The 17,630-nt window shown below is 63.0% G+C and carries 18 protein-coding genes; 2 read left to right on the forward strand and 16 right to left on the reverse strand.

Features of this window, described 5'->3' with window-relative positions; translation table 11 throughout:
* Positions 1 to 63 precede the first annotated feature (63 nt).
* The 9 genes from QNO18_RS00560 to QNO18_RS00600 form a co-directional block, all read right to left on the reverse strand.
* The gene (locus QNO18_RS00560) at positions 64 to 1,020 is read right to left on the reverse strand and encodes a sugar-binding domain-containing protein (RefSeq protein WP_283176091.1); all 957 of its coding nucleotides are present in this window, start codon (positions 1,018 to 1,020) and stop codon (positions 64 to 66) included.
* A 36-nt stretch (positions 1,021 to 1,056) separates the two neighbouring features.
* Positions 1,057 to 1,716, reverse strand: coding sequence for an HAD family hydrolase (locus QNO18_RS00565; protein WP_283176092.1), 660 nt, complete (start codon positions 1,714 to 1,716; stop codon positions 1,057 to 1,059).
* Between the two features lie 78 nt (positions 1,717 to 1,794).
* Positions 1,795 to 2,607, reverse strand: coding sequence for a lysophospholipid acyltransferase family protein (locus QNO18_RS00570; RefSeq protein ID WP_283178715.1), 813 nt, complete (start codon positions 2,605 to 2,607; stop codon positions 1,795 to 1,797).
* Between the two features lie 140 nt (positions 2,608 to 2,747).
* Positions 2,748 to 3,017 (reverse strand): HPr family phosphocarrier protein, encoded by a 270-nt coding sequence (locus QNO18_RS00575; protein ID WP_283176093.1) that lies wholly within the window; start codon positions 3,015 to 3,017, stop codon positions 2,748 to 2,750.
* 21 nt (positions 3,018 to 3,038) lie between these two features.
* Entirely contained in the window at positions 3,039 to 3,434 is a 396-nt protein-coding gene (locus QNO18_RS00580; protein WP_092899282.1) for a PTS fructose transporter subunit IIA, read from the reverse strand.
* Complete coding sequence (rapZ, locus tag QNO18_RS00585; RefSeq protein ID WP_283176094.1) at positions 3,431 to 4,384, reverse strand: RNase adapter RapZ; 954 nt, start codon at positions 4,382 to 4,384, stop codon at positions 3,431 to 3,433. Before rapZ ends, QNO18_RS00580 begins: the two co-directional genes overlap by 4 nt.
* A gap of 3 nt (positions 4,385 to 4,387) precedes the next feature.
* Positions 4,388 to 4,876 (reverse strand): serine kinase, encoded by a 489-nt coding sequence (locus tag QNO18_RS00590; protein WP_283176095.1) that lies wholly within the window; start codon positions 4,874 to 4,876, stop codon positions 4,388 to 4,390.
* Positions 4,818 to 6,488: a sensor histidine kinase gene (locus QNO18_RS00595; RefSeq protein WP_283176096.1), complete on the reverse strand. Its 1,671-nt coding sequence runs from the start codon at positions 6,486 to 6,488 to the stop codon at positions 4,818 to 4,820. Before QNO18_RS00595 ends, QNO18_RS00590 begins: the two co-directional genes overlap by 59 nt.
* A gap of 67 nt (positions 6,489 to 6,555) precedes the next feature.
* Positions 6,556 to 7,257: a response regulator transcription factor gene (locus QNO18_RS00600; RefSeq protein WP_283176097.1), complete on the reverse strand. Its 702-nt coding sequence runs from the start codon at positions 7,255 to 7,257 to the stop codon at positions 6,556 to 6,558.
* Between the two features lie 347 nt (positions 7,258 to 7,604).
* Between QNO18_RS00600 and QNO18_RS00605 the strand changes: the two genes are divergently transcribed.
* Positions 7,605 to 9,200: a phosphoenolpyruvate carboxykinase gene (locus QNO18_RS00605; protein ID WP_283176098.1), complete on the forward strand. Its 1,596-nt coding sequence runs from the start codon at positions 7,605 to 7,607 to the stop codon at positions 9,198 to 9,200.
* 64 nt (positions 9,201 to 9,264) lie between these two features.
* Here the strand turns inward: QNO18_RS00605 and QNO18_RS00610 are convergent, their stop codons facing one another.
* The 7 genes from QNO18_RS00610 to QNO18_RS00640 form a co-directional block, all read right to left on the reverse strand.
* Positions 9,265 to 10,866, reverse strand: a complete 1,602-nt coding sequence (locus QNO18_RS00610; protein ID WP_283176099.1) for a 5-guanidino-2-oxopentanoate decarboxylase — start codon at positions 10,864 to 10,866, stop codon at positions 9,265 to 9,267.
* Between the two features lie 10 nt (positions 10,867 to 10,876).
* Positions 10,877 to 11,686 (reverse strand): ABC transporter permease, encoded by an 810-nt coding sequence (locus QNO18_RS00615; RefSeq protein WP_283176100.1) that lies wholly within the window; start codon positions 11,684 to 11,686, stop codon positions 10,877 to 10,879.
* Positions 11,683 to 12,495, reverse strand: coding sequence for an ABC transporter permease (locus tag QNO18_RS00620; protein ID WP_283176101.1), 813 nt, complete (start codon positions 12,493 to 12,495; stop codon positions 11,683 to 11,685). The genes QNO18_RS00615 and QNO18_RS00620 overlap by 4 nt, the downstream gene beginning before the upstream one ends.
* Before the next feature lie 69 nt (positions 12,496 to 12,564).
* Entirely contained in the window at positions 12,565 to 13,677 is a 1,113-nt protein-coding gene (locus QNO18_RS00625) for an ABC transporter substrate-binding protein (RefSeq protein ID WP_283176102.1), read from the reverse strand.
* 75 nt (positions 13,678 to 13,752) lie between these two features.
* Complete coding sequence (locus QNO18_RS00630; protein ID WP_249499176.1) at positions 13,753 to 14,781, reverse strand: ABC transporter ATP-binding protein; 1,029 nt, start codon at positions 14,779 to 14,781, stop codon at positions 13,753 to 13,755.
* A 172-nt stretch (positions 14,782 to 14,953) separates the two neighbouring features.
* Positions 14,954 to 15,568 (reverse strand): LysR substrate-binding domain-containing protein, encoded by a 615-nt coding sequence (locus QNO18_RS00635; protein WP_283176103.1) that lies wholly within the window; start codon positions 15,566 to 15,568, stop codon positions 14,954 to 14,956.
* A complete protein-coding gene (locus QNO18_RS00640) occupies positions 15,565 to 15,837 on the reverse strand; it encodes a LysR family transcriptional regulator (protein ID WP_283176104.1) in 273 nt (90 codons plus the stop codon). Before QNO18_RS00640 ends, QNO18_RS00635 begins: the two co-directional genes overlap by 4 nt.
* Positions 15,838 to 16,018: 181 nt before the next feature.
* Here QNO18_RS00640 and QNO18_RS00645 point away from each other — a divergent pair, with 181 nt between their 5' ends.
* The gene (locus tag QNO18_RS00645) at positions 16,019 to 17,617 is read left to right on the forward strand and encodes an amidohydrolase (RefSeq protein ID WP_283176105.1); all 1,599 of its coding nucleotides are present in this window, start codon (positions 16,019 to 16,021) and stop codon (positions 17,615 to 17,617) included.
* Positions 17,618 to 17,630: the final 13 nt, after the last annotated feature.

Raw genomic sequence — 17,630 nt, forward strand, 5'->3', positions numbered from 1 at the left:
TCACATCTGGATATGTTTCGTCAATCCCTTTCCTCCGCCGCAGCTGCGAGGGGGACCGGCAGTTCAGCCGCGCGCCAGCAGCGCCTCGGCGGTGGGGGAATCAGTGATGAGACCGTTGATAATATGTGATTTCAACGCGGCGCGGATGCCCGGCACCTTGGATGCACCCGCAGCAATGCCGATGGCGGGGCGCGAGAGACCAGGTTCGACCCTCAGGCCGCCGGTGCGGGTGTTGATGCCGAAATCGAGATAGCGGCCCTCCGAATCAAACACCCAGCCCGCGACCTCGCCTGCGGCGCCCGCCGCCTGCATCTCGCGCAGCTCGGCATCGCTGACAAATCCATCCCGGTGCAGCGGCGCGTCATCCGACATCTGGCCGACGCCCACAAAGACCACATCCGCGCCGCGCGCGAGTTCAAGCACCCGTTTCACGGGGCCAAGCGCATGGAATTCGGCGCGTTCTGCGGCGGTCGAGGACACCACCGGCACCAGCATCGGGTAATGCGGCGCCTGGACCCGGTCGGCGAGCCGCATCACCACATCGAAAAAGCTCGCTGATCCATCCGGCGCGATATTCCCGATCAGCGAGACCAGCCGATGCTGCGGCGCGGCCATCGGCTCCAGCGCCTCGACAAGGGCCCGCAGCGCGCGGCCGGTGCCGAAGCCGATGGTCAGGGGATCCTCCATCCGAAGGACCCGCTCCAGTTCAGCCGCCGCCGCACCGGCGATCCCTGCGGCAGGGTCAGCGCCCGGCCCGAGCCCCGGCACCACGCGGCAGGTGGCCAGCCCGAAACGCTCTTTCAGCCGCGTCGCCAGATCCATCGAGGCGCCAATCGGGTGATTGAGCCGCACCTGGATCAGCCCTTCGGCCATGGCGCGGCTGACCAGCCGCTGGGCGCGCTGGCGCGAGATGCCCAGCTCACTTGCGATCTGGTCCTGGGTCATGCCACCGACATAATAAAGCCAGCCGGCACGGGCGGCATCGTCAAGCAGGCTGGGTTCTGTATCGGCCCGGCTCATTGTGGTTTCCTCATTGCGGCCTCCTCAACTCTGGCACTATGTCAAAAAACCGCGAGAAATCGTCAAAACGGCGGGCGGGCGCGGGCGTCTCTTCCGGCGTATCTTCCGGCGTATGCCCCCGAGCCCATAACTGCCCCCGGTAAAGCGCCAGACCTCCATGCCCGCCGCATTCGCCGCGCGCAAACCCGTCAGGCTGTCCTCGATCACGAGGCAGGCCGCAGGTGCCACCCCCATCCGCGCTGCGGCATGGAGGAACAGGTCAGGTGCCGGTTTACCCTGTGCCACCTCGCTTGCGGTAAAGGTCACCGCGCCAAGCCGGTCCCAGAGCCCGACCAGCCTGAGCGAGGTCTCGACACGGCGCGGGCTGGACGAGGTGGCGACACAGACCGGCACCGCCAGCAGGTCCAGCATCGCCGCCACGCCGGGCATGATGCGAAGATCGCGCCCGAAAGCGGCCAGCAGTGCCTCGCGGTAGCCCGTTTCGAATTCGGGCGGCAGATCGAGGCCAAAATCAGCGCGGATCGTTGCCATCACCGTCGGATAGCTGCGCCCCAGAAAATGGCGGGCGACATAGGCCAGGTCGATCTCGACCCCCAGTTGCGCCAGCTCTGCCACCAGCATCTGCGCGCTGATGATCTCGCTGTCGATCAGCACGCCATCGCAATCGAGGATCAGCAGCTCAGTTGAAACGCTCATCATGCCCCGCACTATGCCCCGAAGCGAAGCCGGCGCATATCTTACCCATTCCGGCGCGGGCCGAAAGCCCGGGTTGCGTCAGCGCGCCTTGCCCAAAGCCAGTGTATGCGCGCGCAGCCAGGCGAGGAAGCCGCGCGGATTGCCTTCCCATTTCTTCAGCTCATCCGCCGGGATCGGCTCGCCGATAAAGGGGCGCTGCGGCTTGAACAGCGCGCGCTTGATCTCGCGCAGCAAAAGGCCCTGGCGCAATGTATCCGACAGCTTATTCGCGATCAGGAAGCTGCGGCTGTTCTGGCCGGGGAAATAGATCGGCAGGATGGTGGCGCCGGTCGATTTCACGATCTTATGGGTGAAGACATTCCACTCCGCCTCGATCGCCGGGCCGAAATATGTCTCGGACATCGCGACCTTGCCGGCGGGGAAAAGTATGATCACGCCGCCGTTTTTCAGCTGCGCGAGCGTCTCGTTGCGCATCTTCAGCCCCTCTTCGCGCGCATTGTCTTCATGCGGGAAGGGCACCGGGATCATGAATTCCTCGACCTCGGGGATGCCGGTCAGAAGCGAACGGGTGAGGATTTTGAAATCGGGCCGCACCCGGGTGATCAGCTCGGCCATGATCATGCCATCGACCAGCCCCGAGGGGTGGTTCGCCACCACGACGACCGGTCCGGTTTTGGGGATACGGGCGATTTCCTCGGGCGGCGTGTCGATGCGGATGCCCATATGGCGGATCGCCTTGGGCCAGAAGGGCGCGCCAAAGGGAGCACCGGATTTCTCGAAGCTGCGGATCAGCGATAAAAGCTGGATCTTTGCCGTCAGCCATTCAATCGCGCGAATCGAATTCGCCTTGAACGGGTTGCGGAACGTGCCCGCATAAGACAGCCGGCGCATATCATAGGGTTTGTCCACCGGAGCCGGCGCTGCGGGTTTGGCGGTGGGCGGGCTTTGCTCGGTCACGAAGCGACGATCCTCAGCGTGTGTTCCCCGGAACAGGCCCGAAAACCGGACCCCTCATTCCACGAGGACAGCCCTCAATAGTCTTCTCCGAAGCGCCCGGCAACCAGGGCCTCCAGTGCATCGGCAAGTTTCTCCGCATCGGCGCCCGACGTCGTCACATCAATCGAGGTTCCGCGCGAGGCGGCAAGCATCAAAAGACCCATAATCGAATCCCCCGAAACTTCCATCCCGTCCTTGGAGACAAGCGCGCGGGCATCATGTGCCTCAACCGTCTCGACGAATTTCGCAGAGGCGCGGGCGTGAAGCCCCTTCTCATTGACGATTTTGAAAGTCCTCAAGAGCAATCCCCAGGTCGAAATTCCGCCTCAGATCCCTCCGCCGAGATCAAGGCTGTTGATGTATTTGCGACCGGCGTCCAGCGCGGCGGCTACCGCCTCTGGCACAGGAATATCGCGCGATTTTGCCAGCTTAATCAGCATTGGCAGGTTCGCGCCATAAAGAATGCGACGCCCCGAAGCCGTACAGGCCGGCAAGGACAGATTCGAGGGCGATCCCCCGAACATATCCGTCACCACAACGACCCCCTCACCGCTGTCAACCGAATTGGCGGCAGCGATGATTTCGGCCTGTTTGGCGTTGCGGTCATGGTCATCTTCAATCGCAATGGCGATCATGCCGTCCTGTTTGCCGACAACATGCTCCACAGCGGAAAGATATTCCCGCGCCAGCCCTCCATGAGCGACGATTACGATCCCGATCAAGCCACAGACACCTTGTCAGCTGGGCCAGGCATTTCGCCGGCCTTGCGTTCCAGTTCCCTGTGCCGTTTTGACACCGGCCAGCCGGCCTGCGCAAGGGCACTGCCCATCAATTCTGCTATAGCAACCGATCTGTGTTGCCCGCCGGTGCAGCCAAAACCGATTGCGAGATGCGCCTTGCCCTCGCCCACCTGAGCCGGGAGCAGAAATTCAACCAGATCCCGCACCCGGTCAAGGAAGGGGGCGAAATTCGGATCCTGCGCCAGAAACGCCTGCACGGCCGGGTCCCGCCCGTCCAAAGCGCGGAGCGCGGGGTTCCAGTGCGGGTTCTTCAGAAAGCGGCAGTCAAAGACCATATCCACGCCGCGCGGCAGACCGCGGCGGTAGCTGAAGCTTTGCAGCGACACCGCGAGGCGACCGGATATGTCCGGCTCGAACCAGCGCTTGATCTCGGCTTTCAGGTCGTGGGGCGACAGCTCGGTCGTGTCGATCAGCAGATCGGCCCGGACCCGGATCGGGGTCAGCAGATCCAGCTCGCGCGCGATCCCTTCAGCCGGGGTCTCATCGGGGGCCAGAGGGTGGCGCCGGCGGGTCTCGGAATAGCGGCGGATCAGTTCGGGCGAGGCGCAGTCCAGGTAGACCACCATCGGCGAGACCCCGGGGTCACGCACCATCCCGTCGATCAGTTCGATCAGCGCGGTAGCGTTGAAATCGCGGTTGCGGACATCAAGCCCCAGGGCCACGGGACGGTCAGGGGCAGTGCCCTCCAGCAGACGCGGGATCAGGCTCAGGGGAATATTGTCGATCGTCTCATAGCCGATATCTTCCAGAACCCGGATGGCCGTGGTCCGCCCGGCGCCTGACGGCCCGGTCACAAGGACCAGTCTGAATTCCCCGGGCACCGCGTCCCGGGCCTGGGCCGCCTCAGAACAGGCCGCCAGAGAGGCATCCATAGCTCACTCCTGTCGCCAGCCCGTCATCAGGGCAAGCAATCCTTCGGCAAGATGGTCATTTTGCGCGCGCAGCACAAGCGGCAGTTCATATCCAAGTATAGATATGTGGCGCCGGGGGGGCAGTCGCTCGGTCTCGGCCCGCCCCAGATCGACCACCAGAGCAAGCGGCACCGGGCCCGAGGGCGTCACCCGCAGGATGCCGATCCCCCGCGCCTCGATCAGCCCGCTGATCGCCTGCGAGGGACAGGAGACTTCGACCCCGCCGCCAGACATGGTCAGCGCCGTCTGGTCATCCGCGACCAGCGCCGCGCCATAAGCCATGAGCTTCAACGCCAGCGCCGATTTCCCCGCCCCCGAAGGGCCGAGGATCAGCACCCCCCTGCCCCCGATGGCAACCGAACTGGCATGCAGGATCTGCGCCGCCGTCACATCGTCAAACCGGCAGACCGACCACGAAACGCGCGCCCAGCGGCTCGGAATTGGGGTCGGCATTCGGGTGGCGGATGTTTTCGGCCCAGATCACCCCGCCATGCGCCTCGACGATCTGTTTCGAGATCGACAGGCCGAGGCCGGAATTATTGCCGAAATGCGTCTCGGGCCGGTCGGAATAAAAGCGCTTGAAGACCTTGGTCAGGGCCTGTTCCGGAATGCCCGGGCCGGTATCTTCAACCACGATCAGCACGCGGTTCTCGCGCTGACGCGCCCAGACCCGCACGGCATCGCTGGCCTCGCAAAACGAGATCGCATTGGTGATCAGATTGACGAAAACCTGGGCCAGCCGCGCCTCAAGGCCACGGATCATAATCTTGCCCGCAGGCAGGTCAGTCAGGAAATCGACCTCCGCCTCCGCCGCCTGTTCGCCCAGATATTGCGTCAGATTGGTCAGGGTATGGACGAGGTCGAATTCTTCCTCTTCCTCTTTCACCAGTTCGGAATCGAGACGCGAGGCGTTCGAGATATCCGAGACCAGACGATCAAGGCGTCGCACATCATGCTCGATCACATCGAGCAGCTTCTCGCGATGCTCTTCCTTTTTCACAAAGCGCAGTGAGCCGACCGCCGAGCGCAGCGAGGCGAGCGGGTTCTTGATCTCATGCGCCACATCGGCGGCAAATTGTTCATTGGCATCAATGCGATCATAAAGCGCCGCCACCATGCCGCGCATCGCGACCGAGAGGCGCCCGATCTCATCGGGACGCGCTGCGAGATCCGGAATCCGCACCCGTCCCGGCGAAACCTTACCGCCGTCACCGCCGCGCCCGATCTCGGCCGCCGCCGCCAGATCCGAAAGCGGATTGGCGATGGTCGAGGCCAGCACCAGCGAAAGCCCAACCGAGACCAGCAGCGCCACGATGAAGACCTGGAGCACCTGCTCCCGCTCATAGCGCACCAGCCGGTCGATCTCGCCCGCCGCCGAAGACAGCACCAGGACCGAACGTACCTCGCCCCCGACCGCCACCGGGGCCGCGACCGAAAACACCTTGCCGCCATCCGGGCCCAGGCCGGTCGAAGAGGCGGTCTGCCCGGCCATCGCATTCGGCAATAACCGGCGCGCCAGCGTCGCGCTGTCCTCGCCTTCCAGCTGGGTGCGGCCCAGCGACAGCACCACCGAAACCCCGTCCCAGACCGAGTTCAGAAAATCGGTGATCACCGTCGGGCGCCGGGCCACCAGATCGCTTTCGGGGCCGGTGCGGGTCGCAAGAATCGCGCCCTCGGCGTCGAAGATGAAGGCCACCACGCCCGGCGCCAGATCGACACGACGCAGCGCGGCGGAATAGTCATATGACGCCGCCGGGATAACCTGCCCCTCCGGGCCGGCCTGACCCGGCGCGGTGGCCGGGCCAGTCTGGCTGGCCTCGAACACGCCGGAAATCAGCCGCGCCTCGCGAACAAGTCCCGCCTCGCGGCTCAGGACCAGGCTGTCGCGGAACGGGTTGAGGAACAGCACCCCCGCTACAAGGATGATCAGCGCCATCAGGTTGAATATGACGATCTTACGCGCCAGCGGGCTGCGGTTCAGCGCGACAAGCCCCCCCAGCGGACGGGCGCCGCGCTGTTCATCAGGAATGCTTTCCGGCGAGACCCAGTCTTCGCCCAGCAGCACTTGCCCCCGCGCCGGCCAGTTCCGGTGCGGGAGTTGCGGTTATCAGGCCCAAGGCGCGGCGAGGCTGTCATTCTTCGTTGTAGCGATAACCAATGCCGTAAAGCGTTTCGATAGCCGAGAAATCCTCATCAACGGTCCGCATCTTCTTGCGCAGCCGTTTGATATGGCTGTCGATGGTCCGGTCATCGACATAGACCTGATCATCGTAAGCCACATCCATCAGCTGATCGCGCGACTTCACAAAACCCGGGCGCTGCGCCAGGGCCTGCAACAGCAGGAATTCAGTCACCGTCAGCGAAACATCGCGGCCTTTCCAGGACACCGCATGACGCAGCGGATCCATCCTGAGCTCACCGCGCTCGATCACCTTATTCTCTTCGGAAACCGGTGCATCCGTCGCCACGCCGGCATCCTGACGCCGCAACAACGCGCGGATCCGTTCTACCAGCAACCGCTGCGAGAAGGGCTTTTTGACATAGTCATCCGCGCCCATGCGCAGACCGAGCACTTCGTCGATCTCGTCATCTTTCGAGGTGAGGAAAATCACCGGCATCGCCGTCTTCTGGCGGAGCCGCTGCAAGAGATCCATCCCGTCCATGCGGGGCATTTTAATATCAAGAACCGCCATGTCGGGCATGCGGCGATTAAAGGCATCCAGGGCCGACTGGCCGTCAGTATAGGTTTCGACTTCGAACCCCTCGGCTTCGAGGGTCATCGAGACGGACGTCAGAATGTTCCTGTCGTCGTCCACCAGGGCGATGCGCGACATAATATATCCTGCTCTGTTTCTTATCCGGATATAATCCTCAATGCGCGGGCAGGAATCAACAAGAAACGAATCACCCACCCGTTCCGGCAGGAAAAGCGTCACGAAAATGCGGCAGCATGGCGAATATGCCTCACTGTGGGCAGGCTGCCGCCGGTGGTTGCGCTAACCTTGGAATGGTTGCGCTAACTCCCTGAAAGGTTGCTGTTTTCCTTTCCGGGCCGCGTGTTATAGGCGCGAAGAGGGCAGTACAAACGGATAGGATTTGCCCTTGCGCCCAAGGCCCGGGCGCAGTTTCAACCAAGGCCGCGCCAGGCGCGCGGCGACCGGAGCTTGGCACGGATATGACTATGAACGGACGCGTGAACCCGAAACGCACTCTGGACCACCAGGGGATCAGCGGCGCTGGACCTGTTCATTACAACTATCGCGAACCTGCACTTGTCGAAGCCGCGGTTGCCCGCGGCGAGGGCCATATCGGCAAAGGCGGCGCTTTTCTCTGCACGACGGGGAAATTTACCGGCCGTTCGCCAAAGGATAAATTCGTGGTGCGTTCGGCTTCGACCGAAAACACCATCTGGTGGGAGAACAACGCAGCGATGACCGAGGGCGCCTGGGCTTTGCTCAAGGCCGATATGCTCGATCACCTGAAGGGGCGCGAGGTTTTCGTCCAGGATCTCTATGCCGGTGCCGATGCCGCGCACCGTGTCGATGTGCGGGTGGTCAGCGGGCTTGCCTGGCATAATCTGTTCATCCGTCACCTTCTGCGCCGCCCCGAGGCCGCTGAACTTGACGTTTTCGAACCTGAATGGACGATCATCAACCTGCCGTCCTTCAAGGCCGACCCCGAGCGGCACGGCTGCCGCACCGATACCGTCATCGCGCTGAATTTTGACGAAAAGACCGTGCTCATCGCCAATACCGAATATGGTGGCGAGAACAAGAAATCGGTCTTCACCATCCTGAACTACCTGCTGCCCGAAAAGGGCGTGATGCCAATGCATTGCTCGGCCAATCACGCGATCGGCAATTCGGATGACACGGCCGTCTTCTTCGGCCTGTCGGGCACCGGTAAGACCACGCTTTCCGCCGATCCCTCGCGCATCCTGATCGGCGATGATGAACATGGCTGGTCGGATACGGGCACCTTCAACTTTGAAGGCGGCTGCTATGCCAAGACGATCAATCTCTCGGCCGAAGCCGAGCCGGAGATCTATGGTACCACCCATCGTTTCGCGACCGTAGTCGAAAACATGGTCTGGGATCCCGAGACGTTCGAGCTTGATTTCGAAGACAATTCGCTCACCGACAACATGCGCTGCGCCTATCCGCTGGATTACATTTCCAACGCATCGCCCACCGGTCTGGGTGGGATGCCGAAGAATGTGGTGATGCTGACCTGCGACGCTTTCGGGGTGCTGCCACCGATCTCGCGGCTGACGCCGGCCCAGGCGATGTATCACTTCCTCTCGGGCTTCACGTCGAAAACCCCGGGAACCGAGCGCGGCGTGACCGAGCCGACGCCGACCTTCTCGACCTGTTTCGGCGCGCCCTTCATGCCGCGGCGGCCCGAGGTATATGGCAAGCTTTTGCAGGAGAAGATCGCAAAGCACGGCGCCTCCTGCTGGCTGGTGAATACCGGCTGGACCGGCGGCAAGCACGGCACCGGACGTCGGATGCCCATCAGGGCGACCCGTGCGCTGCTGACGGCGGCACTGGATGGCTCGCTTGCCCGCGTGCAGTTCCGCAAAGATCCGAATTTCGGCTTTGAGGTTCCGGTCGATGTGCCCGGCGTGGATCCGGTGCTGCTGAACCCGCGCGAGACCTGGGCCGACAAGGCCGCCTATGACGCACAGGCTCAGGTTCTGGTCGGCATGTTCTCGAAAAACTTCGGACAATATGTCGAACATATCGACGCCGATGTCCGCGCCGCCGCTATTGGCTGAAATGTTCGATAAGTGAAATCAGAACCGCCCGGAAACACAGGTTTCCGGGCGGTTTTGTTTGATTTTACAGTGATACCTGGGCGCGCAGATCATCGCCGAAGATCAGCATGGTCGGGCCTTTGCGGGCAGCCCCCTCGCGCAGGAAGCCCGGCAGCGTCTCAAGCTCAGTCACGCGCTCGACATGCCAGCCCGAGGCTGCCGCGATCGCCGCCAGATCGGGCGTATAGATATCCACGCCAAGTGTCGGGATGTTCTTCGCGACCATATAGGATTTGATCTCGCCATAACCGCTGTTGTCATGGACGAGCAGGATCACCGGCACTTCGGCCTCGGTGGCCGAGGCCAGTTCCGAGAGCGAGAATTGCAGCCCGCCATCGCCCGAGATCCCCACCACCGGGCGGTCATCCGCGAGCTTCGCGCCAATCGCCGCTGGCAGGCCATAGCCCAAAGTGCCGTAGCCCGTAGCCGAATTGAACCAGGTACCGGGCGAGGCCGCCTCATATGCCATATTTCCGGCATAGGTCAGCTGTGTGGAATCGCCCACCATCCGCACACCTGGCAGCGTATCGCGCACGATATCGAGCAGCGCCAGGTCGCGAAGATAAGCCTCCGACAGACCGGCACGCCCCTTGCGCGCCTCTGCGGCCCGCGCCGCACCATCCTTCTTTGCCGCAGGGGGCGGGTCGGCCAGCACCGCCGCCACAAATTCCGCCGCATCCGAAGTGATCGCGAGCGAAGGGGTGATCCCGCGCGCCATATGCACCGGGTCAAGATCGACACGGATCAGGGTGCCCGGCAGTGCGAAGCCGCCATCCTCATACATGTCGTAATCTGTCAGACCCAGTTCGGTCCCGATCGCCAGAACGACATCTGCGCCCGCAATCAGCGCGCGCGAGCTCGCGACCGAGGCCGAGACAGGCACCGCCAGCGGATGATCCGGCGGCAGCAGCCCCCTTGCATTGGTCGTCATCACCAGCGGCGCGTCGAACAGCTCGGCCAGCCGTCCGACCTCGGCCCGTTGCGCCCCGCCACCGGCGAGGATCACCGGACGTTCTGCGCCTTCCAGCGCCTGGATCGCCTCGCGCAGGGCCGCGGGCGCGGGCGCGGGCAGCGACAGCATCATTGGCTTTGGCAATGGCAGATGACCGGCATCCGCGAGCATCACATTGATCGGCAGTTCAATATGCACCGGGCGCGGGCGCGCGCCGTAAAACACCGCAAAGGCCTGGGCCAGCGCGCCCGCCAGTTCCTCGGGCCGGTTCACGGTGCGCGAGAACGCCGCCACGCCCGAAACCAGCGCCTGCTGATTGGGCAGCTCATGCAGCCAGCCCTCGCCCGACCCCATCCGCCCATGCGCATTGACGGTCGAAATCACCAGCATCGGGATCGAATCACCATAGGCCTGGCCCATCGCGGTCACGATATTGGTCATACCGGGGCCAGTGATGATGAAACAAACACCGGGCTTGCCGCTGGCACGCGCATATCCATCGGCCATAAAACCCGCGCCCTGCTCATGGCGCGGCGTCACATGGCGCACGCCGGAACCGGCGAGGCCGCGATACAGCTCTACCGTGTGAACGCCGGGGATGCCGAACACCACCTCCACGCCATAGCTGCGCAGAAGATGGGTCAGATAAACCCCGGTTGAGATATTCGCAGTCACGTCTTCATCCCTATCTTTGCTGGCCCTGCCGCAATTGCACGACGGTTTTGATCAATACGACCGCGACCACAATCGCAATCAGCACCACCGAAATCGCGGCAATTGCCGGGTCAATATTATCCCGCAAGCCCATCCACATCAGGCGCGGCAATGTCACCGCATTGACCGAGGTGATGAACAATGTCACGCCGATTTCCTCCCAGGACAGCACAAAGCTCAGGAAAAAGGCGGCAATCAGGCCAAAGCGGATATTTGGCATGATGATGCGGAACACCCGCGTCATCAGCCCTGCCCCCATTGAGCGCGCGGCGAGGTCGATGCGACGGTCAACCTGGCTGAGCGCGACGGTGATCAGCACGACGGCGAAGGGCGCGACCATGACCGAATGCGCCAGCGCCACGCCAAAGAACGTGTCATAGCCGATGACCCCGTTCCACTGGCTGAGCGAGGTCAGGAAGAAGTAAAGCGTCAGCGCCGAGACGACCGGCGGCGCCACCATCGGCAACATCGCGATCCCCATGTAAAGCCCGGCAAAGCGCGGCTGCAGCATCCAGATCCCAAGTGCGAAAGCGGTGGCGAGCGCGGTGGAAAACAGGCTCGCGACAAGCCCGATGCGAATCGAGAGCCAGACCCCCTGCCCCCAGACCGGGTTCTCGATCAGCGCCCGGTAATGGCGCAAGGACCATTCATCCCCGGCCATCGACAGGTTGCGTCCGGGCGTGAAGCTGACCGGCACCACGGCAATCAGCGGCATCAGCAGGAAGACCGCGACCAGAGCCGCAAGGATTGTCGCAAGGAGACCCGGCTTGAGCGTGATCATCGGCCCGGCCCTTTCGCATATTTCATCGTCAGCATCAGCAACAACCCGATGGCGACCATCATGATCACCGAGATTGCCGCACCAAGCCCCCAGTCCGGGCTTTGGAAGATCCTGAGCCAGATCAGTTCCGCGACCAGCACTGAACGGCCTCCGCCAAGAAGGGCCGGCGTGACAAAGAAGCCAAGCGCAAAGACGAAGACAAGCAAAAGGGCTCCGAAAATGCCGGTTTTGGTCATGGGAACGAAGACCTGCCAGAAAACGCGCGCCCGCGATGCCCCCATGCCGCGCGCGGCCAGCAGCACACGCTCATCCACCGCGCGCATGCCTGATGCCAGCGGAAAGACCGCGAAGGGGATCAGGAAATGCACCATCCCCAGCACGACGCCGAATTCATTGCGGACCAGCGTCAGCGGCTCTGCGAGCAGCCCGAGATCCTGGCCCCAGGTGTTGATGATGCCCCGGTTTGAAAGCAGCGCCAGCCAGCCAAAAGCCCGCGTCAGAACAGAAATCCAGAAGGGGATCAGAATGCAGAGCTCGACGAAAAGCCGCATCACCGGCCCGCCCCGCACCCAGAGCAGCGTGACGATATAGGCCATTGCGACGGCCAGTACCGTGACCAGCGCGCAGATCCTGACCGTACGCCAGATCACGCTCAGAACCAGCGGATCGGTCAGCGCGGTCTTATATTGGCCAAGCCCCGGCTCGGGCAGGGTCACGCTCCAGCGCATGACGCCGAGGAACGGGATCAGATATGCCAGCGCCAGGAAAATCAGCAGCGGAGCCAGCAGAAACAGGCGGGATCGGAGCATGGGCACCCCCTCGGGCAAGAGACCCCGGGCCGGAATGGCCAGGGGTCAGGGGTTCAGGTCGGGTTCAGGTCAGGCAGAGATGATCTTCAGATATTCATCCAGCGCCGGGCCGTAATTGGTCTCATACCAGGCCATATCGATCGGCATTTGCTGGGCATAGTTATCAGCTGCCACCGGGTTATATCTGGCATCTTCGGCCGGCAGCAGGGCATCTGCGGCCGGGTTCGCCGGCCCCTGACCCAGCATCTCGAACATGATCAGCTGTTTCTTGGGATCCTGCACCGAGGCGAGGAACTGCATCGCGGTTTCGGCACCGCCGGGATTGCCCTTCACCACGCCAAGCGCGCCGGGCGAGATGAAGCCATCCTTCCAGATGAATTTCACGTCGCCGCCCGAATCCTGTTCGATCAGGCGCGCGCGGGTCGACCAGACAATGGCCATCGAGGCCTCGCCATCTAGCAGCAGCGACTGGCTTTCCGCCCCGCCACCCCAGAAGGCCACGACATTGTCCCGGAAGGCCGCAAGCTTCTTGTGCGCGCGCTCGATATCCAGCGGGTAAAGATCTGCTGGCGCCACACCATCGGCCAGCAAAGCCGCCTCCCAGACACCAACGCCCCATTTGTAAAGCGCGCGTTTGCCGGGGAATTTTTCCACATCGAAGAAATCTGCGATGCCGGTCGGCGGGTTGTCCCCGAATTTCTTCGCATCATAGGCAATGACGTAAGAGAAGAAATAGGTCGAGGCGGCATAGTCCCAGCCAAAACCCTCGCGGAATTTCGACTTGTCGACCACTGTGTAGTCGATGGGCTCCATCATGCCCTTTTTGCCAAGTGCTTCGGCCGAGAACGGATCGACATCCACGAGGTCCCAGGTCGGTTTGCCGCTTTCCACCTGGGCCTGGATTGCGCCCTCGGTCGGGCCCGATCCGTCCTGACGCACGGTGATGCCCGTCTCCTCAAGGAAGGGCTTGCCATAGGCCGCATCATAGGCGGTACCGGCATCGCCGCCCCAGTTCACCAGTACCAGCTCTTTGGTCTGCGCATCGGCACGGCTTCCCAGCCCGACCGCAGATGTTCCCAGCAAAAGCGCGAGACCCGTGTTGAAATTCCGCCGCGAAATCTGACCCTTGCGGGCCTTCATCGCGAGGATTTCCAACTGGTCACGCTGGAAAGGTCCGTTCATAATCCTTCTCCCTGTTGAGGATTTTCTGTCTCCCGGCGCCCGCATCTGATGGCGGATCTGTCCCGGATCGTTCGCTTAAAGCATGAAACCGCGGCTCGCCTCCCAGCTGGTCCAGACCGCAGCACCCGGGGCAAGACCCTCCGGGAGTTTCGCAGTCGGCATATGGAGGGTAACCGGCACGCCGCCCTTGGTGGCCAGCGCAAGGCGGGTCTCGGCGCCAAGATAGGTCAGGTCGCGCAATTCGACCGGCAGCGCATTGCCGCAGGTGGGCTCGGTCAGCGAGAGGCCCATATTCTCCGGCCTGATCGCCAGGTTGTCGCCCGTCCCATCCGGCAGGTGAATGGCGCGGCCTTCGATCTGCGAGGCTGTCACCGGCAGAATATTGATATCGCCCAGGAATTCCGCAACGAACCGATTCGAGGGCCGTTCATAGACCTCGCGCGGCGGCGCGATCTGCTGCAACTGACCTTTCTCGAAAATCGCAATCCTGGAGGACAGAGCCAGGGCTTCTTCCTGGTCATGGGTCACGAAAACAAAGGTGGTGCCGGTTTCCTGGTGGATCCGGCGCATCTCATCCTGCATCTGCCCGCGCAGGTTTTTGTCCAACGCCGAAAACGGCTCGTCCAGCAGCAGAACCGGCGGTGAATAGGCCAGCGCGCGGGCCAGAGCGACCCGCTGCTGCTGCCCTCCCGACAGGCCCGCAGGCCGCTTATGGCCATGGCCGCCAAGGCCGACCATCTCGACCATGTCTTTGACACGTCTGGAAATATCCGCCGCCGAACGCCCCTGCACCTTCAGCGGAAAGGCGATGTTTTCCTCGACCGTCATATGCGGGAACAGCGCATAGCCCTGAAACACCATGCCAAAACCGCGCGCTTCGGGCGGCGTTTCGGTCATCTCGCGCCCGTCCAGTGTCAGCTGCCCCGAAGTGGGGGCCTCGAAACCTGAAAGGATCATCAGGAACGTGGTTTTCCCCGATCCCGAAGGCCCGAGAAGCGTCACAAACTCGCCGCGCCCGACGGTCATGGAAATGTCCTTCAGCGCGGTGAAGCGCCCGAACATCTTGCCGATCCCTGATGCTCCGATTTCTGCTGCCTGCGTCACTTGGTATCCCTTGCCAGAGTTCCGGGTGCCGGCGCCGGCCGCAGGTTGCGGCGGGAACCGGGCAGAATATCCACCTGAGCCTGAGATGCGGGGCTCTGAAAAACAATAGAAAGTTTTTCACCCATTCGGGAAACAGAATTTGCCGAACCTCCGCCTGCCGATCAAAAAGGCATCAATCTCCGATCAGCTCGCCCAGAAGCCAGTCCCGAAAGGCCCCGACCGTCGGGTTGCCCGCCTTTTCCGGTGGTACGACCATGAAATAGGATCGGACCGAACGTACCGAAAGGTCAAAGGGCCTGACCAGATGGCCGGCGCGGATCGCATCCTGGCAGATGAACTCATCGCCCATCGCGATGCCCTGGGCGCCAAGCGCTGCCGCGTAAACCAGGTTCATATCGGCAAAACGGATGCCATTCTGCGCCGCTTCGACCGGCATACCGGCAAGGCGGAACCAGCTTTCCCAATCCTCGTAATCGCCCAGATGCAGCAAAGTGGCGCCCAGAAGCGCGCCGGTATCCGCCATCGATTCAAAGCGGTTCAGCCAGGCCGGGCTGCAAAGCGGCGTGAAATCCACCTCTTTCAACAGCTCGACATCCATCCCGGGCTGGTTGCCTTCACCAAAGGTGATGAAAATATCGACATCGGGGTTCGCAACTTCATCCAGCCGGCGCGGCGTCTGCACCGAAAGCGTAACATCCGGAAAATCCGCAACAAACCCGCCGATCTTGCCGCAAAGCCAGCTGGAGGCAAAGCCCGGCGGACAGCTGACCGACAGCGTTCCGGTCACCCCCGCGCTGCATTGCGCGTGGCCGATCCCGCAATCATCGACAGCGCGCGGCGGATATCTGTGGCATAGGCCTGGCCCTGCGGCGTCAGCTCGACCCTTGTGCCGATGCGGCTGGTCAGACGAAAGCCGAGATCGCGCTCCAGCAGCCGCAGCTGATGGCTGACCGCACTGCGGGTCAGGTTCAGCTCATCCGCCGCCTGCCAGACCGTGCCATGGCGGGCAAAGCTTTCCAGCGCGCGCAACGCCTGGGTCGAGGGGATACGGGCCATGCTCACCTCGCTGGCTTTGCTCCAGTCTGCGGCTTTCGCCGCCCGGCACAAGCAAAAGGTGAATTTTCTTTGCCGAACCTGGGAAAAGGTTTCACTTTCGCGCAACCGCGACGCGCTGTTAGCCCTGAAAGAAGGATGGCGGCCCCTTCCGCCCCCTTGCCCCAGAACCGGAGCCCGGGTCATGTCTCAGCTTTCCGCCGCCCAGTCCACCGCCCTTGCCAGCGTCACAGCCCGTGCAGCCGAGCATTCGGACTGGTGTGCCACGATCTTTTCCTATGGCGAAACCGCCTGGCGCGAATACCGTTCCTGCGCCTGGTATGTCGAAAAGCTGCGTGCCGAAGGGTTCGACGTCGAAGAGGGATCGGCGGGGATGCCGACCGCTTTTTGTGCCACCTGGTCGAACGGGCCCGAATCTGCGGGTGCCCCGGTGATCGGCATGTATGCGGAATATGACGCCGTTCCGGGCAATTGCCAGGCCGCCTCCACCCGGCGCGAGCCGCGCGAAGGCCTGGGCTATCAGGCCGGCGGCCATACCGATCCGCATTCGGGCCTCGGGATTGCCGGGCTCGCGGGGCTTCTGGCCACCAAAGCCGCGATGGAGAAACACGGCATCAAAGGCGGGCTGCGCTTTACCGGCGAACCGGCGGAAAAGGTGCGTGGCTCAAAGCCGATCCATGCCGCAAAAGGCTATTATGACGGGCTGGCGGCGATCCTCTCGTTCCACCCGTTCTACATGCTGCCGATGTGCAACACGGTGCGCTGGAACACGCATTGTGGCGCGGCCTATGCGATGATCTACCGGTTCATCTGCGATGAGCCGCAAAACTGGGGGGCGCATGCCCCCTATGCAAAAGACGGCGCGCCGATCCCGCAATCGCATTCGGCGGTACGTGCGCCCGGCGCCAATGACGCGCTGAACCTGATGTTCCTGACCTCAAAATCCCTGCGCGATTCGATGTTGCCGCATCAGGGCGGCTGGTCGATTTCCGAGGCGATCCTGACGGCAGGCCAGGCCACCGCTGACAACCTGCCCGCAGGGCTTGCCGAGATCCAGTATATGATGCGGGTGCCGACCCTTGCCATGGCCGAGGCGGTGACCGCCGCGCTGGACCGCAACGCCGAACATGCAGCGGCGATGACAGGCTGCAGGGTCGAGAAGCACTGGGTCTGCAAATCGCGCCCCGGTCTTGCGAACCACGCCATCGCAAATGTGGTCTGGGAAGCGATGCAGGCCACCGGCGCCCCTGCATGGGGCGAGGCCGCGAAAGACATCGCCCGCGAGATCCAGTCGGGTCTTGGCCTCACGCCCATGGCAGAGCCCTTCATCCCCGAGATGACCCGGCTGATCGCCCCGCAGGAGGCCGAACGGATCCTGCGCGAGGATCTGCCGCCCTCGCAGGCCAATTCCACCTCGGATGATTACACCGACATGACCTGGCACGCGCCCACCGCGCGGTTCTACATCGCGCGGCCTGCGCTGAGCGCCCCTAAGGGCTATGTCTACCCGTCCTGGGTGATGAACGCGCTTGGCGGCATCCCCGAGACCATCGACCCTATGGTGCAGACCGCCGCCGGGGTGCTGGCGCTCTCGGCGCTGCGCATCCTCGAAGATGCGGAGACCCGCGCCGCGATGTGGGCCGAATTCGAGACCCGCCGCGCCGCTGCGCCGATCCCGCCTCTTTGCGATTACGACCCGCCCATCCATTTCCGCTGGCCGGAATATGTCACCACCCCACGCGGGCGCGACTGGTGGATTCCCTCCACCATGCCAGGCGCCTGACCCAACAGGAGAG

This window comes from Gemmobacter sp. 24YEA27 (assembly GCF_030052995.1).
Classification (GTDB): domain Bacteria; phylum Pseudomonadota; class Alphaproteobacteria; order Rhodobacterales; family Rhodobacteraceae; genus Pseudogemmobacter.

What these genes read in the sequence shown, in the direction of transcription:
- QNO18_RS00625 (WP_283176102.1), bottom strand. Translation starts at nt 13,677, where the DNA reads ATGAACGGACCTTTCCAGCGTGACCAGTTGGAAATCCTCGCGATGAAG.
- QNO18_RS00590 (WP_283176095.1), bottom strand. Translation starts at nt 4,876, where the DNA reads ATGCCGACCCCAATTCCGAGCCGCTGGGCGCGCGTTTCGTGGTCGGTC.
- QNO18_RS00570 (WP_283178715.1), bottom strand. Translation starts at nt 2,607, where the DNA reads ATGCGCCGGCTGTCTTATGCGGGCACGTTCCGCAACCCGTTCAAGGCG.
- QNO18_RS00620 (WP_283176101.1), bottom strand. Translation starts at nt 12,495, where the DNA reads ATGCTCCGATCCCGCCTGTTTCTGCTGGCTCCGCTGCTGATTTTCCTG.
- rapZ (WP_283176094.1), bottom strand. Translation starts at nt 4,384, where the DNA reads ATGGATGCCTCTCTGGCGGCCTGTTCTGAGGCGGCCCAGGCCCGGGAC.
- QNO18_RS00600 (WP_283176097.1), bottom strand. Translation starts at nt 7,257, where the DNA reads ATGTCGCGCATCGCCCTGGTGGACGACGACAGGAACATTCTGACGTCC.
- QNO18_RS00645 (WP_283176105.1), top strand. Translation starts at nt 16,019, where the DNA reads ATGTCTCAGCTTTCCGCCGCCCAGTCCACCGCCCTTGCCAGCGTCACA.
- QNO18_RS00640 (WP_283176104.1), bottom strand. Translation starts at nt 15,837, where the DNA reads ATGGCCCGTATCCCCTCGACCCAGGCGTTGCGCGCGCTGGAAAGCTTT.
- QNO18_RS00565 (WP_283176092.1), bottom strand. Translation starts at nt 1,716, where the DNA reads ATGAGCGTTTCAACTGAGCTGCTGATCCTCGATTGCGATGGCGTGCTG.
- QNO18_RS00560 (WP_283176091.1), bottom strand. Translation starts at nt 1,020, where the DNA reads ATGAGCCGGGCCGATACAGAACCCAGCCTGCTTGACGATGCCGCCCGT.
- QNO18_RS00605 (WP_283176098.1), top strand. Translation starts at nt 7,605, where the DNA reads ATGAACGGACGCGTGAACCCGAAACGCACTCTGGACCACCAGGGGATC.
- QNO18_RS00615 (WP_283176100.1), bottom strand. Translation starts at nt 11,686, where the DNA reads ATGATCACGCTCAAGCCGGGTCTCCTTGCGACAATCCTTGCGGCTCTG.